15 protein-coding genes are annotated in these 12,892 nt (G+C 63.2%); 3 read left to right on the top strand and 12 right to left on the bottom strand.

The genetic code is table 11. The annotated features are described in order from the left end of the window. Window positions 1-597: DUF1571 domain-containing protein (locus QOC89_RS15715; protein ID WP_323045852.1), on the top strand; the 597-nt coding region annotated here is incomplete at its 5' end. On the opposite strand, the gene QOC89_RS15710 is transcribed toward QOC89_RS15715, so the two are convergent. The 5 genes from QOC89_RS15710 to QOC89_RS15690 all read right to left on the bottom strand — a co-directional run bounded on the left by QOC89_RS15710 (window position 594) and on the right by QOC89_RS15690 (window position 4,323). Next, entirely contained in the window at window positions 594-1,013 is a 420-nt protein-coding gene (locus QOC89_RS15710; protein WP_323045851.1) for a hypothetical protein, read from the bottom strand. The genes QOC89_RS15715 and QOC89_RS15710 overlap by 4 nt on opposite strands. A gap of 107 nt (window positions 1,014-1,120) precedes the next feature. Beyond that, the gene (locus tag QOC89_RS15705; protein ID WP_323045850.1) at window positions 1,121-2,698 is read right to left on the bottom strand and encodes an FAD-binding oxidoreductase; all 1,578 of its coding nucleotides are present in this window, start codon (window positions 2,696-2,698) and stop codon (window positions 1,121-1,123) included. A gap of 69 nt (window positions 2,699-2,767) precedes the next feature. Then, window positions 2,768-3,622: an anti-sigma factor gene (locus QOC89_RS15700; RefSeq protein ID WP_323045849.1), complete on the bottom strand. Its 855-nt coding sequence runs from the start codon at window positions 3,620-3,622 to the stop codon at window positions 2,768-2,770. Beyond that, the gene (locus tag QOC89_RS15695) at window positions 3,622-4,164 is read right to left on the bottom strand and encodes an RNA polymerase sigma factor (RefSeq protein WP_323045848.1); all 543 of its coding nucleotides are present in this window, start codon (window positions 4,162-4,164) and stop codon (window positions 3,622-3,624) included. Before QOC89_RS15695 ends, QOC89_RS15700 begins: the two co-directional genes overlap by 1 nt. Before the next feature lie 15 nt (window positions 4,165-4,179). After that, complete coding sequence (locus QOC89_RS15690; RefSeq protein ID WP_323045847.1) at window positions 4,180-4,323, bottom strand: hypothetical protein; 144 nt, start codon at window positions 4,321-4,323, stop codon at window positions 4,180-4,182. 351 nt (window positions 4,324-4,674) lie between these two features. Between QOC89_RS15690 and hfq the strand changes: the two genes are divergently transcribed. Further along, a complete protein-coding gene (hfq, locus tag QOC89_RS15685; protein WP_323045846.1) occupies window positions 4,675-5,178 on the top strand; it encodes an RNA chaperone Hfq in 504 nt (167 codons plus the stop codon). Window positions 5,179-5,198: 20 nt separating this feature from the next. Here hfq and QOC89_RS15680 read toward each other — a convergent pair whose 3' ends face one another. After that, window positions 5,199-5,426 carry a hypothetical protein gene (locus tag QOC89_RS15680; protein ID WP_323045845.1) on the bottom strand — a complete coding sequence of 76 codons (228 nt, stop codon included), beginning with the start codon at window positions 5,424-5,426 and terminating at the stop codon, window positions 5,199-5,201. A 159-nt stretch (window positions 5,427-5,585) separates the two neighbouring features. Between QOC89_RS15680 and QOC89_RS15675 the strand changes: the two genes are divergently transcribed. After that, on the top strand, window positions 5,586-5,792 hold the full coding sequence (locus QOC89_RS15675) for a hypothetical protein (RefSeq protein ID WP_323045844.1): 207 nt from the start codon (window positions 5,586-5,588) through the stop codon (window positions 5,790-5,792). Between the two features lie 758 nt (window positions 5,793-6,550). Here the strand turns inward: QOC89_RS15675 and QOC89_RS15670 are convergent. The 6 genes from QOC89_RS15670 to QOC89_RS15645 all read right to left on the bottom strand — a co-directional run. After that, window positions 6,551-7,276, bottom strand: coding sequence for a DUF2968 domain-containing protein (locus QOC89_RS15670; RefSeq protein ID WP_323045843.1), 726 nt, complete (start codon window positions 7,274-7,276; stop codon window positions 6,551-6,553). Window positions 7,277-7,323: 47 nt separating this feature from the next. Then, window positions 7,324-8,715: a sigma-54 dependent transcriptional regulator gene (locus QOC89_RS15665; protein ID WP_323045842.1), complete on the bottom strand. Its 1,392-nt coding sequence runs from the start codon at window positions 8,713-8,715 to the stop codon at window positions 7,324-7,326. A 6-nt stretch (window positions 8,716-8,721) separates the two neighbouring features. Further along, window positions 8,722-10,761, bottom strand: coding sequence for a TadG family pilus assembly protein (locus tag QOC89_RS15660; protein WP_323045841.1), 2,040 nt, complete (start codon window positions 10,759-10,761; stop codon window positions 8,722-8,724). A 1-nt stretch (window position 10,762) separates the two neighbouring features. Then, window positions 10,763-11,260, bottom strand: a complete 498-nt coding sequence (locus QOC89_RS15655; RefSeq protein WP_323045840.1) for a DUF3613 domain-containing protein — start codon at window positions 11,258-11,260, stop codon at window positions 10,763-10,765. Window positions 11,261-11,274: 14 nt separating this feature from the next. Next, window positions 11,275-12,171, bottom strand: a complete 897-nt coding sequence (locus tag QOC89_RS15650) for a pilus assembly protein (protein WP_323045839.1) — start codon at window positions 12,169-12,171, stop codon at window positions 11,275-11,277. Between the two features lie 10 nt (window positions 12,172-12,181). Further along, window positions 12,182-12,892: type II secretion system F family protein (locus QOC89_RS15645; protein ID WP_323045838.1), on the bottom strand; the 711-nt coding region annotated here is incomplete at its 5' end.

Genomic DNA, 12,892 nt, shown 5'->3' with positions numbered 1-12,892 from the left:
GAGTTCACCATGGCCCGCTCGGAACGCATTCACGGCCAGTGGCCCGACCAGCCCGATCATATGCTGGGGCGCATCACCCACAACCCGCTGCGGATCTACGTGAAGTGGCTGCCCGATGGCGCGCATGCCGGTCAGGAAATCATCTACGACGAAACCAAGCGCACCGACGAAATGTATGGCCACCTCGGCGGCATCATGAATGTGATGCCGCTGTGGACCTCGCTGAACGGCGCCCTCGCCCGCGCGCAATCGAACCACCAGTTGCGCGATCTCGGTACCGAGTACATTGCCAATCAGTACCTTTCCGAAGGCAGGAAATATATCAAAGCCGGCTTGCCGCGCTCGACCCAGGTGGCAGTGCAAACGATCGACGGGGTGCGCGTCGTCACCTTCACCTTCGAAACGCCGACCGGCCAGCCGCAGTTCTACGCGAAGAAAGAAACGCTCGGGCTGGATCTGCGGCATCCGTATTTCCGCACCGTCGAGTCTTATGACAACGACGGCAAGATCTTCGAGAAGATCGTCTTCGAAACCATCACGCCGAAAACCTTCGACGACTCGACCTTCGATCCAAAGAATAAGGATTACAGGTTCTAGCGGACACGGCGCGGCGTCAGCGCGAAGGCGACATGCGCGAGCTGCGCGCCCGGTCCCGCGCCCTGCTCGTGGCTGTGCTCGATCATGCGGCCTACGCGTGTGGCCAGCTCTCTGAGCACGAAGTAATCGGATACGCGGGTAAGGCCGATCAGCGACGCTGGCGTCTGGGCGGGCGTCGTCCGGCTGAGACGCGGCGCAAGCGTGCCGTACCAGAGCACGCCGATGTCGTCGCCGGTTTCGAAGGCTGGCAGCTTCATGCTGGCGACGTAGTCGGAAAATGCCGGGCCGCTCGCCAGCGTGGAGTCGATCACGGCGAGCGTATCGCGGCGAGCGGCTGCCTGCGCGAGCCACGGCCACGCCCCACCTGCGGCGGTCGAAAGCCATGCGCCGGTTATCACGAAAGTGCGTCGGTCCATGAGTTCATCACGTCAGATAGATAGAGATGATGCGCGCCGTTCGCGGCATCCGGTTCACGCGTCCTCACGTATGACCTCGCCGGTCGCGCCATCCGGGCCACGCGTCCTCACGTATAACCTCGCCGGTCGCGCCACGCCGCCGGCCAGATCCCCTGCTTGCCCGGCGCGAGAATACCGTTCGGGTCGAGCGCGTCCTTGATCGTTTCCGAGAGCCGCAGCAACGCGCCGTCGTTGAAACTGTACTGCGCCGCGGCGAAATCCATATACGCGAGATGCGCGCGATATTCACCATAACCCGCTGCACGCGCATCGCTCATCAGCGAACGGAGTAAGGAGCCGGCCTGCTCGACCTGATTGGCGTCGTCACGGTCGAAGATCGCCGCGAAGATGTGATGCAGATGACGCACGCCCGCCGTAAAACCGCCGTAGTAATCGAACCCGTATTCCGCCGCGCGCGTCTTCACCATGGTGTATTGGCGTAGCGCGTCGCGGCCGGTCGCCGGGCACAGCGGCGCGAAGTCCACATGCGCGCCCGCGCCGCCGCGCCAGTCGAGCATGCGAAACGCGCTCATCGCCGGGATGCCGGCCAGGTTGCGGTCGCCGCCGGCGGTGGGTTGCGCATCGCCCGCATAACGAGCCGCCGACAGTGTCGCCTTCGGCACGCGAGCGAAAGCGCGCTGCACGATCGCATAGCGTGCGTCGATCAGTTCAGGGGTCCCGTATAGCGCGAAATGTAGATTCCAGCGGCCCACGTTCAGCTTGTCGAGCATGGCCGCCACCGCGTTCTCAGGCATCGCGCCCTTGCCTTCGTACCACTGCCGACGTGCCGACAATCCCGCGGCGCGGCGCAAACCGCCTTCGATCACCGCGTTATTGCGGATCGTTTCATCGAGCCGCAACGGCCGCAGGATATCGACGATCGTTTCGAGATCCTCTTCATGCTGAAACTGGATTTCGCCCAGCAGATAGGCCGGCGGCGCAGGCATCAACCACACGCCGAGCTTGGTGACGATGCCGTAGTTCGACTGCATGAACATTGCATCGAACGAAGGCCCGTAACCCGGCTGATAGAGCTGCCACGCGGTGCCGATTTCGATGCCGCCCATTCCAGTGCGCAGCACGTCGCCATTGGCGAGCACCACTTCCATGCCGCACTGCGTCGCCGCATGATCGCCGTACGCCGTATAGCCAAAGCCACGCTCGAGCGTATTGCCCATCACGCTGCCCCACCCCGCCGCGGGCGGATCGACCCACAGCTTGTAGCCTTTCTCGCGCAGATGCGCGTACAGATCGAAGTAACTGACGCCCGGTTCGACCAGCGCGTAAGCGAGCGTCTCATTCACTTCGATGATGCGGTTCATCCGTTGCAGATCGAGCACCACTGAACCCGACAGCCGCGGCGCGGCCCCGCCATACGCGAAGTTGCGTCCGGTCGAGACGGTCCACAACGGAATCCGGAATTGATTGGCAATCCGCAACACCGCGCGAATCTCGTCGACGGAAGCGGGCAGCAGCGCGGCGGACGCGGAGAACGCTGCGCGCTCGCCGGGCGCGAACGGATCCAGGTACGCAGCGAGCCCAGCGGCCGACGTCACCACCTGCGGCTCACCGACAATCGCGCGCCAGCCGGCGAGCGCGTGGTCGAAATCGGCGGCGGAAACTTTCGGCGGCAAGCTGCGTGTCAAAGTGGCTCCTCTGTGGCGGCAGGCGAGCTGCGTATCAGGTTTTCGGTGCCCGCCATACTTCGCGTGCCGTTAGTGCTCCTGCCACGTCTCCGGTTTACCGCCGAGCGCGCTGCACACGTCGACCGCAATCGAGCGCAGCTTGCCTTCCGCAATCGGCCCGGACAACGCGTAACCCATGCGGTCGCTCACCCAGTAGAACGTGCGGCGGTTGCCGTCGCGGAACAGGCGGAACGCGGTTTCGTCGCGCGAAATACCAGTGATGTACAGCGTGAGGCGCGCGCCGCTGCGATTTTCGTACATGAACTGCGCGGCCGGCCCCGCTTCGCCGGGCAACAGACGCCCTCCCACCAGCGAGTAACCATATTCCTGCAACGACGGCACCGACAGCGGCCGGTTCAGGCGCTTCGACAGCCAGTTGATCAGATGCTCTTCCTCGCTCGCGGCGACTTCCACGGGATGACGCTGCTCGGGCGTGTACACCGCGTAGGCGATGTCGGCGCGTTCGGCAAAGCTCGGCGGCCGGCCGCTCAGACCGTTCCACGCGCCGCCCGTCAGGCGCGGTGCGAGCGGCCCCAACGCAAGCGCGAGGCCCGCGCCGAGCGCAAGCCAGCACGCCGCGAGGCCCATGCGTTGCCACGACGGCGCCGGCCGCCGCACCACGATGAAGGCTGGTTCATCGTCGTCGCCCTGGCCGGCGCGGCCGCCGCGTTCATTGCGCTCGTTGCGCTGTGGCGCGCCGCACAGCGCCTGCAGCCCCGCTTTCTGTGCGCGCCACGCGGCCACTCTGGCGGCAGCCTGCGGCTGCTGTGGCAGTTGCGCCTCGACCGCGGCGCGCTCCGCGGGCGGCAACTCGCCGTCGACGAACGCCGACAGCACTCGCAGATCGAGCCCCTCAGGCAAGCTGGCATCGTGGTCGTTATTCATCACGGATTTCTCACTACTTTCAGCGGCGGCACTTTACGCGCCAGTCCCCCGGCGCCCCCTTCGACCGGCCCCTCCGTCATCAGCACGCGCATGTGTTCGCGCGCGCGCGACAGCCGCGACATCACCGTGCCGATCGGCACGCCGAGCGCCTTCGACGTTTCCTGATAAGACAACTCCTCCACGCAAACGAGCAGCAGTACTTCCCGTTGCTCGACCGGCAGACAATACAGCGCCCGCTGAAGATCGCGCAGCATCAGACCGTCGACCTCGCCGTGCGGCGCTTCGAGATTGCGCCACGGCGCGCTTTCCTCGTCGACGGCGATCTCGCGGCGGCCGCGCAACTGATCGATGTAGAGATGCCGGAGGATCGTCAGGAGCCACGCACGCAGGTTGCTGTTCGGACGAAACGCCGCCCAACGCGCGAGCGCGCGCTCCGCCGTATCCTGCACGAGATCGTCGGCCCAGGCGCGGTCACCCGTCAGTGCGCGCGCATAGCGGCGCAACTGCGGCAGCCACGAAATGACTTCCGCTTCGAAATTCACCCGGCGTGGCAACGCTCAGTAGCCGCCGCCGCTGCTGCCGCCGCCGCTGGTGCTCGACGCGCCGCTGTCGGTCCCGGAGGTGCAGCCGCTCACTGCGAACGAGCCTAGCGCGAGCGCCAGCAGCACGAAGACGGCGGAAAGAAGGCGGGATACTTTCATGGTGAGTCTCCTGATGAACGCCCGGCCGATCATGCGAACCGGGAGAGCCGATTGGCTGCGTGCGGGATGCAGCGTTGCCATGTCTGACTTAACGTGGGCAGGCACGGATTTATTCCATGGACGGCGGCGATATGCGCTTTCTTTTTCCGCCATCGGCGCCGGGAACACCCGAACGTGGCTGAAGAAAGCGCGATTCGTTCGCAGATTCGTAACTCAACGTTACAGTCAATAGTTATCAGATGCTTATGTCCGCGCAAGCCGTTATAGTGGACGCAGTTCGGCCGCCGACGCTTTCCGCCCCACACAGGGTAGAATCGCGGCGAACCACCGTCTACCTAACCTGAATTGTCCATGGCTTCCGCAGAATCGCATCCGCAAAACGACTTCATGAACGCTGCGCGCAAAGAACGAAAGCGCGTCGAGATCTATCTTGTCAACGGTATCCGCCTGACAGGGTGCATCGAGTCGTTCGATCAGTATCTGGTGATGCTGCGCACGCCTGTCGGCCTGCAAGGCATCTACAAGCGCGCGATCTCGACGATCCAGCTCGACACCGGCACACGTCCGGCGCCGCGCGCCGGGCGGCCTTCGCACGGCGAGCACACCACGCGGGGCCCGCACGGTTCGCGCGAACCGCGCGACCATCGTGAGCCGCGCGAACCGCGCGAGCCGTATGGCACGCCGTCGTCGGATCGCCCTGCGTCCGATCGTAGCAGCAGCACGTCGGACGGTCCGGTGGTGGTCACGCGCCGTCGGCGTCTGTTTGGCACGGGTGGTGGCGACGGTGGCAACCATGGCGGTGGCAATCATGGTGGTAACGGCGGTACCAGCGGTACCGGCGGCGGCAACGAATAAGCCGCCGCGGCAACGGCCGGCTACTCCGACGGGTGGCCGAGTCGCTGCAAAATCTTCTCCAGTCGCATTCCCTGCAAGTCCGTCAGTTCGAATCCGCATTTGACCGCCAGCACGCGGCGCCGCCAGTACACGGCGTCCAGCATGCGTAGCGCCGGTTGCCGTGTCGCCCAATCCAGATGTTCCAGTTCGGCTTCCACTACGTGAGAGGCAGTGAAGCGCTGCGCGCAGGCAGGGGGTTTTGGGTCCATGTCGGTGCATGCTCGTTATTTTTCTGGCGATACTCGGAGAACGATTTCATGCGGGTTGGTTTTAATTTTTCGAGAGTTCAAGCCGGTCGGCTGATTCTCGGGGTGCCGGGCTTTGCGCTATGCTGAATTGTTGGCTTTCTTCTTCTAATGGAGCATGTCATGGTTAAGCAGAAGCAACAGGTGCATCAAGGTGGGGATGCGGCGAAGGTTGCTGGGGGCGAGCAGTCCGCTCAGTCCGCGGAAAGTAGGCTCGATGAAGCCCTCGAAGAAAGCTTTCCCGCCAGTGATCCCATCGCCGTCGACATGACTGAACCCTCCCACTCACCACCCGAAACGGAACCTTCAGCAGGGAAGAAGCAGCATTAAATTCGCGGCTGAAGTTTTTTTGCCTCGTCGTGCTTTTTTTTTGCGCCGTATGAATATGGCGTTGGCCTTTCCTTGTTTTCTTATCGGTATATTAGCGTCGCCCCTGTGCGGGGCAGGCACCTACTTTTCTTTGCCTGCTGCAAAGAAAAGTAGGCAAAAGAAAGCAGCTCAAACCGCTAACCCCTAAGCGGGTCCCCCGCACAGTCACGGTAGTGGTGCATCTGGAATCCGGGCCCTCGCACTTTCAGCCTTAGTGACAACGCACTCATCAGCTCCCACTCCGCACTACGTGCGTCGCGGACCAGTAAGCAAGGGAAACCAGTGGGCGCATAGCAGCGCCACTCCCCTCATCAGTAAAGTCATTTCCGACAAACGTCGTACTTCCGGACTGTGTATTGCCGGGTTTGTATTGCCCTGGTTTGCATCACCGCGGTTTGCATTGCCGCGGTTTGCATTGCCGCGGTTTGCGCTGCCGGCTTTGCGCTGCCGGCTTTGCGCTGCCGGCTTTGCGCTCCAGGAGTTTATGTCGCAGCGCTTTATGCCGCAGCGCTTTATGCCGAAGCGTTTTGTACCGCGAGGCTTGTGTGGCTGGATTTTGTACTGCGATGCCCCTTGTGCCGCGGGCTTTGACTGCCGGGCTTGTGCCGCCGGCATAGTTAGTTGATCAGCGTTATTACGTCGACTCGTTCATTCAATCGGTCGGGCGACGCTTCAGAGCCGCTTCGCCCTCCCATCTTCCAGTCTTCCGGCTATCGCGCTCAGTGCGACGGCAAGCCGGTTTCCAGTTGGCGTTGCAGGTCGCGGACCTGGCGTTGCGCAGCGCGCAGTTGGTCCTGAGCGGCAGCCTTCTGCTGCGCCAGGGCCGTTGCCTCGGCACGGGTCTGCTGCTGCTGATTCGCAACAATCGTCTGCTGCTGATGCGCAACATCCAGATCAGCCTGCAAGCGGTTGGCCCGGTCCTGCGACAATGCAATCATCCGGTCCGTAAACGCCTTCTGCGCTTCCAACTGCGTACGGCGAATCTCAACGTCCGATAGCTGCAGCGTCTGCCGCACAAAATCCTTGTAGATCATGTCGGCTCGCGCAGCGTCCTGCGTCTTGATGACGCGCCAGAAATTCTTCTGCTGGAACAACGCGACGTAATACGTCATCTCCTTGCCGTAAAACAGCAAGCTCGCACCGTAACTGCCGTTGTACGTCGTGCGCAATTCGCTCAGATCCGAACCGTGGATCATCTGCTGCAATTCCGCAACATTGCCCGCAGCAGACTGCTTCGCTTCGTCCGGCGTCAATGCGCTCGTCTGCGCCTGTCCAGTCTGTCCAGCCACTGTATTGGCCGGCAAAGCCGTCGTCGTGCCCGGCTGGGAAACGACGCCAGCGCTCGACCCGCTATCCGGCAGAGTCTGCGCATTCACGCTCTGAACGGCCCCCATCGCGACGATTGCAGCCAAGGCAATCCGCCGTAGTTTCGACTTTCGGTCCATGTAAATCCTGCTTGAACAGTTTTTGTTTTAGCACAACCATCTCATTATTACTCACTTTCGCGTGTTTCGGGCTCTTCGTCGAAAATTTGATACTTGCGCATCTTCTCCCACAAAACCTTCCGGCTGATGCCCAGATAGAGCGCCGTATCCTGGCGGCGCCAACCGTTTGCGTCGAGCGCGGCCAGCACGCGGTTGCGCTCGGCCATGTCCCATTTGCTCCGATCCACCAGCACCTCGGCCGCGCTTTCGGCCGGCACCGGCTGGCTGGTGCGCGCCAGCGCCAGCAGCCGCTGCAGACGCACCGCGTCCCATGCGCCAATCTGCCGCACGGTCACGCCGATCCGCTCGGCCAGGTTGCGCAGTTCGCGCACATTGCCGGGGAAGTAGGTGTCGGCCACCGCATCGGCAAGCCAGTACGGCAGGTCCGGCAATCCCGCGAGCCGCTCGCTGCCGACGATCTGCGCAATGAACGCCTTGAAGATCGCAATCTTGTCGACAGCGCCCCGCTCTTCCAGTGACGGAATCTTCAACTCGATCACGGCAAGCCGATAGTAAAGATCGGCGCGGAAAGTGCCCTCCTTCACCAGTTGCGGCAGATGCTTGTTGGTCGCCGCCACCAGCCGGAAATCCAGCTTCACGGGCGTCGCCGAGCCGATTCGCGTGACCGCGCTGCCTTCCAGCACGCGCAGCAGCTTGACCTGCTGGTAGAGCGGCAGATCGCCGATTTCGTCGAGAAACAGCGTGCCGCCGTCGGCCTGCTCGAAGTAGCCCTTGTGCGCCACCACCGCGCCGGTGAACGAGCCTTTCGAGTGGCCGAAGAACAGGGATTCGAACAGGCCGTCCGGAATCGCGCCGCAGTTCACCGCGACGAACGGTCCCTGGCCGTAGCGCGTATGTTTTTCGTGCAGCAGTTGCGCAATGCGCTCCTTGCCGACGCCGGTTTCGCCATGCACGAGCACGCTCGTGTCGCAGTCGGCAAACGTGTCGACTTCGTGCAGCAGCGCCTGCATGCACTCCGAGTTGGCGATCATCGCGTCCGACTCGTGCGTCTTGGCACTGTGCGCGCGCAGTTGCAACACCAGCTTCATGACCATGCCGCGCAATTCGGCGCAGGTGAAGTCGAGTGGCAGGATGTGCGAATAGTCGGACGGGTAAGTCGCCGGGTCGTGCTCGCGCGGCGCGGCGCCGACCCACACGACGGGGATGCCGTGCGCGGCCTGCCAGTCGCGCATGAGCAGCGCGCCGCTGTCGATCACCGAGACGCTGATGATCGCAAGCGATGGCCGCAGCGCGGTCCGCTCAGGCGAGATCGCCATATCGTCCGCGCGGATCACTTCGACGTCGAAGCTCGCCATGCAGCGCGCGACCCGGTCGACGATGTCGGCCTTGCCCTCCCAGACGTAGATATCGAGTTCGTCGATTTTGGTGGTCGTTCTCATTGGATGTCATTGAACCAATTGAGCTTCGCCGCATTGCAGCGAGACAGCATGAACAGTGGCGATACCGATTTGCACACCAAGCAATTGCAGCAACGGCACAATGAGGGTATCGAGCGCCGTCAGCAGCGGCTGCAACAGCGTGGTCGTGAGACCGCCAAGCGCGGTCGAAAGGGGCGTCAACACCGGCGTGATCAACGCGTTCAAGGCCGCTCCCACGGCACCTCCCCATGAGCCCAGCGTCTGGGTGAGCAGCGTCTGCAGCGCGTCGCCCAGGCTAAAGGCCGATAACGGATAAGACTGATTACCCACGGTTGCATATAACGCCGCCGACCGCGGCGAAAGCGCCGCAATCAATTGCGCCAGCAGGTCACCTGCCTGCGCGCCGACCTGATTCGAGTTGGCTTGCCCCGTCTGAGGATTGAACGTGTTGAGGCTCCCCACACCGGTAAAGCTCAACGTTTGCTGGCCGGGCGACTGCACGCTCAATGAAAACTTCTGGGTCGGCGTGCCGCTACTATTCGGCGCGCTGCCAATCGCCAGAGAGATATTCGGAAGAGAAACACCCAGCGCCGCCAGCAGATCCAGCAGATGCTTCGCCAACGGTATCGAACTCAACGAGAACGTCAGGACATTCGCAGGCTGCTGATACGTAGGACCATGCATATAGTTCAGATAGTCCTGCGTGGAGGTACTCGCCATCAAGGTCTTCACGTCATTGCTGATAATGGCGTGCGCAATACCGGGCGACACTGCGATGTTCATATTGGTCAGATCCGGAGTCGAGCCGCATTGGATCGACTGCAACGGCGCCGTCGCCTGAAATCCCTCTACGTAAAGCGGCAATTCGAACGTCAACGGAGAGCCGAGAATCGACGACAACGCCGGCGGTATCACACTCACGTACAGGTCGGCGAACAGCGCGATATCGGCCGTATGAGCCTGCGTTCGCCAATTTCCATTGACATCCTGGCCAGACTCGCCGATCACGATTTGGGGAGGCGTGCCCACGATCAGCTTGACCCTGGTCCCCTTCAGCGACGGCAGCAGATTGATACCCGGCGACAACGCGCCCGCGCTCCCCGTAAAAGCCGCAGTCAAATCGATCTGCGACGTGCCGTTCGCCAGCGCCACGGTCGTCAGCAGATCGAGTGCATTCACATACGCCGACGCCGCACCGTCCGGATTGGCGAGCGTCACGCCCAGAATGTTGCTGATGGCGACCGTCGGTGAGCCGGGTATGCTCCCAGCGATCGTCCCAAGGGCGGTACCGGCCGACACGTTAGCCACCGTGCCTTGGGACAGGACGGCCGCCGTGGCCTTGAGCAGATCAGCCACGCCTACAGTGGCACCGAGCAAGGCGCTGACCGAGGCCACACTGATATCGCCCTGCACGTTGAGTTGCTTCGCCAGGTCGAGCAGCTTGATCTGACCGCCCAGGATACTGGTGTAGTCGCCTATCTGCAGATTGACCGATGTACCCAGCGTCTGATTCAGCAATGCATTGAGCACCCCGCCCTGCAATTGCGCCGCCTGGGTCGCTAGCGAAAAGGACGCGACATTGGTGGACTTGGCGATCGCCGTCGCCTGCAGATTGCGCGCCTTTCCGACGAATAATGTCGGCACGTCTCTGGACACCGTGACCTGCACGGCATTCTGCGCAAGGTTCGCTGCGACCGAGCTTGCAAAGTACGGCGCTGCCGCGGTCATCGTGGGATCCCAGCGGCCGCACACCACCGTGGGCGTAGTGGCAACTGCATTGGAAGCCACACTGGCAGCGGCAGCGGCTTTCGCCGCCGTGCATCCCGGCGTATCGCCCGCTTGCGCGCCGGCAGACGGCGCGTTGATCGTCTGCGCGCCGGCAATCGCGGCGAGGTCGGCGGTGCGCTGCAAGGTCCGACGGGCGAGGAAAACGTTGCCGACGTCCAGCGCGCCCAGCGCCGCAACCACCAGCGCCGCCGCGAAAATCGCGCCGATCACGCTGATGACGCCGCGCGAACGCGCCAGCGACAGTCGCCGCGAGCGTCGCCTGATCTTGCCGACGCTCATGTCAATTGGCTCCGCCACCCGGACCGCCGCCCTGCTGGGACTGCAGCGAGGAGGCAAAGAACGGTGGAATCTTGCTATTGAACGACTCCAGATAGCGCCGGTAAGCCGCCGTCGCCTCGGCACCCAGCATGGGCTGGGGTTCGCTCCCTTCTGCTCCGCTTCGTTGAAGCTGCAACCATGCGCTTGTCGCGTCGCCGATTTGCTGGACGGGGGCTTGAGCGGACTGTTGAGCGGACTGTTGAGCCGATTGTTGAGCCGATTGTTGAGCCGACTGCTGAGCCGATTGCTGAGCCGATTGCTGAGCCGATTGTTGAGCCGATTGCTGAGCGGATGCCATATCGCTACCGGCCAGCAACATCGCGCTGACCAGCGTGACGTATATCAGCTTCACCGCATTCTCCCCGTGCGCTTTGGTTGCCGATCGTCGCGCATCGATACCGGCATGCACACCGCGTACGGTATCTTCAGTTATCCGAACATCGTTCATCGTCGTATCCATGGAAATATCACTTGCTACCTGCTGAGGGATAAGCGATCGAGCAGGCGTCCCTGCGGTCCGTCCGCCAGCGCCGTGTTACTACGCGCCAGGTCGGGACGCGACGGGCCATTTGTCATCGTTGCCGCCGACGGTGTGATCGCGGCCTGCGCCAGCGTCTGCGCCATGCGCCGTTCGCGAACCGCCTTGCCGACCGCTTCAGCCTGCTTGCCGATCGCGGCTCGCACGTCGGATGAAAGGTCCAGTTGAGCCATCGCCGTTTTCGCGTCCGCTACATGGCCGTCCACCAGCATCAGCAAGATGACGTTGCTCGCGATCTTGCGGCTTTGCTGATCCAGTTCCGCCGCCTTCATCAGCGGCACGCGCGCGCCTGCCACATCGCCGCCGCGCAATCGTGCATAACCGAGATCGGACAGCATGCCCGCGTCGGTCGGCGTGAGCTGCACGGCCTGCTGCAATTCCTGCGCGGCGCGGCCGAAATCGCCCTGCTCCCCCGCGAGCAGGCCGATGCCCCAATAGCCGCGCGCCGCCAGCGGCGTTGGCAATAGCTTCGCGTAGGCATCGCTCGCGGCGGCCGGCTGATCGGTCATGCGCAGCGCATCCGCGCGCAACAGGACCGTGTCGGGCGTCACGCCATATTGCTTTTCGTAGGCGTCGATATGCGCGAGCGACGCGTAGTACAGACCCTGCGATTGCATCTTGTCGATGAGCCCGAGATACATGCCTGGCGTATCCGGCGCGGGATCGCGGTTGGCCTGCTGAATCATGGCCTGACGCTCCGCCTGCGGCCCGACGCCATAACCCGTTTGTTTCGACGCACACGCGCCGAGCAACGCGATGACGGCCAGCGTCAGCGCCCACCGCGCGCCTTGCCGGCAGTGCAATCCTTGATTCGCTGTCAGGTGGTATTTCATCGTCCAGTCCTCATCGCCGCGCCGATTCGAGCGAGTGCAAAACCGACAGCACGCCCGGCCCCGCGGTCACGATCATCAACGCCGGCAGCAGCGTCAGAATCATCACGCCCGTCATTTTTACGGTGAGCCGGCCGATCCGTTCGCGCAGTGCCGCGCGCCGCGTTTCGCGCAGCCGGTCGCCAAACTGCTTGAGCGGTTCCTGCACCGCGCCGCCGTGGCGGTCCACCTGGATCAGCAGGCGCACCACCGCCCGCAGGTCTTCATTGCTATAGCTGGAAGCCAGCCGGTTCAGCGATTGCTCACGCGTGCGGCCTGTCGCGAACTGGCGTTGCGCAATTTCCAGCTCGCTCGACAGCACCGGCAGCACGCCGCGAAAATCGTTCACCATGACCTGCAAACTCTGGTCGAGCGACAGGCCGACACCTTGCAGCAGCCGCAGCAGATCGACCAGCATCGGCAGTTCGTCGACCACGCCGTGGCGGCGCGCCGCCGCCCGCCGCGACAGCACCATCTTCGGCAGCATGAAGCCGACAATCAGCGCGCCGACCACGAGCCCCACGTAGCGCGGACCGCTCAGATACGCTCCTGCCCCGAGCATGGTCAACAGGCAGAGAACCGACGCACCGCCAAGCCGCGCGATCAGGAAGAGTCCGCGCGTGCGCGCATCGACAAAGCCACATTGCTCGAGCAAACGGCGATCTTCGTCGGCCACGATCTGGCG

Origin of the sequence: Paraburkholderia sp. (assembly GCF_034668105.1) — a bacterium.
GTDB lineage: Bacteria > Pseudomonadota > Gammaproteobacteria > Burkholderiales > Burkholderiaceae > Paraburkholderia.
The sequence above is the reverse complement of the archived record's forward strand: the minus strand, read 5'-3'. Positions and strand labels throughout refer to the sequence as shown.

Bases quoted from the DNA above. Each gene is read 5' to 3' on its own strand.
- QOC89_RS15710 (WP_323045851.1), bottom strand. From the start codon at position 1,013: ATGGACCGACGCACTTTCGTGATAACCGGCGCATGGCTTTCGACCGCC.
- QOC89_RS15700 (WP_323045849.1), bottom strand. From the start codon at position 3,622: ATGAATAACGACCACGATGCCAGCTTGCCTGAGGGGCTCGATCTGCGA.
- QOC89_RS15690 (WP_323045847.1), bottom strand. From the start codon at position 4,323: ATGAAAGTATCCCGCCTTCTTTCCGCCGTCTTCGTGCTGCTGGCGCTC.
- hfq (WP_323045846.1), top strand. From the start codon at position 4,675: ATGGCTTCCGCAGAATCGCATCCGCAAAACGACTTCATGAACGCTGCG.
- QOC89_RS15680 (WP_323045845.1), bottom strand. From the start codon at position 5,426: ATGGACCCAAAACCCCCTGCCTGCGCGCAGCGCTTCACTGCCTCTCAC.
- QOC89_RS15675 (WP_323045844.1), top strand. From the start codon at position 5,586: ATGGTTAAGCAGAAGCAACAGGTGCATCAAGGTGGGGATGCGGCGAAG.
- QOC89_RS15670 (WP_323045843.1), bottom strand. From the start codon at position 7,276: ATGGACCGAAAGTCGAAACTACGGCGGATTGCCTTGGCTGCAATCGTC.
- QOC89_RS15665 (WP_323045842.1), bottom strand. From the start codon at position 8,715: ATGAGAACGACCACCAAAATCGACGAACTCGATATCTACGTCTGGGAG.
- QOC89_RS15660 (WP_323045841.1), bottom strand. From the start codon at position 10,761: ATGAGCGTCGGCAAGATCAGGCGACGCTCGCGGCGACTGTCGCTGGCG.
- QOC89_RS15655 (WP_323045840.1), bottom strand. From the start codon at position 11,260: ATGGATACGACGATGAACGATGTTCGGATAACTGAAGATACCGTACGC.
- QOC89_RS15650 (WP_323045839.1), bottom strand. From the start codon at position 12,171: ATGAAATACCACCTGACAGCGAATCAAGGATTGCACTGCCGGCAAGGC.